1 protein-coding gene is annotated in these 1115 nt (G+C 63.8%); it reads left to right on the top strand.

The window, feature by feature from the left end; all coding sequences use genetic code 11:
* Positions 1-57: 57 nt before the first annotated feature.
* A complete protein-coding gene (locus tag ACP7D9_RS29460; RefSeq protein WP_011711660.1) occupies positions 58-1086 on the top strand; it encodes an IS30-like element ISShes10 family transposase in 1029 nt (342 codons plus the stop codon).
* The last annotated feature ends 29 nt before the right edge of the window (positions 1087-1115 follow it).

The raw sequence follows: 1115 nt of genomic DNA, 5'->3' as shown, positions 1-1115 counted from the left end.
AGGGCGGCCGCAAAAACTGAGTGCAACACCTGACCTTTCCGGTACGGTGCTGCCACTATGTCCTATCACGAACTCAGTATCCCCGAACGTGCGACCCTTCAACTCGGCCTTGCCCAAGGTTTCAGCCAGCGGCGAATTGCCCGGATGCTCGGCCGCTCCCCCTCGACCATCAGCCGGGAGCTGCGCCGCAACCGGGCCCCTGGCACCCGCTACCAGGCCTGTGCTGCCCAGCAGCAGATGCAGGTCCGCCGCCAGGTCTGCAGGCCTCAGTGCAAGCTGCTGCCGGGCAGTGAGCGCTTCGAGCTGGTCGTCCATATGCTGCGTGAGGGTTTGTCTCCCGAGCAGATTGCCGGCAAGCTGCGCAGCATGAACATACCCAGCCTCAGAGAGGCCTACGTCTGCCGCGAGACGATCTATAACGCGATCTACGCCCTGCCGGTCGGTGGCCTGCGCAAGGAGCTGATCATCTGCCTGCGCCAGGGCAAGACGAGTCGCAGGCCGCGCTCTGGCGGCGTCGATCGGCGCGGCCAGATCCCTGAAATGCTCAGCATCCACGTGCGCCCGCCGGAGGTCGAAGACCGGCTGATGCCAGGCCATTGGGAGGGCGACCTGATCAAGGGCAAGGCCAATGCCTCGGCGGTGGGCACCTTGGTGGAGCGTACCAGCGGCTACCTGATGCTGATCAAGATGGCCGACGCGACGGCGACCTCGGCGCTGGAGGGCTTCAGTGCGGCGCTCAATGGCATGCCGCTGGCGGTGCGCAAGAGCATGACCTACGACCAGGGCCGGGAGATGGCGCGGCACGCCGAGATCACCCAGCGGACCGGGGTGGCGATCTACTTCTGCGACCCGCACAGCCCCTGGCAACGCGGCAGCAATGAGAACATCAATGGACTGATCCGCCAGTACCTGCCCAAGGGCACGGACTTGTCGGTGCATAGTCAGGAAGCCCTGGACGCCATCGCTTTGCAACTGAATATGCGACCGCGCAAACGCTTCGACTTCAAATGCCCGATCGAGGTGATGGGCGAAGTGATGCAAGAAGCCGTGGTGATGCGGCATGATGCTCCCGCTTCAATTCAATAACCGTGTTGCACTCAGATCCTGCAACCGCC

The organism is Pseudomonas sp. TSRC2-2, assembly GCF_049897785.1.
Classification (GTDB): domain Bacteria; phylum Pseudomonadota; class Gammaproteobacteria; order Pseudomonadales; family Pseudomonadaceae; genus Aquipseudomonas.
Note: the sequence above shows the minus strand (reverse complement) of the source record. Positions and strands in the feature narration are given on the sequence as shown.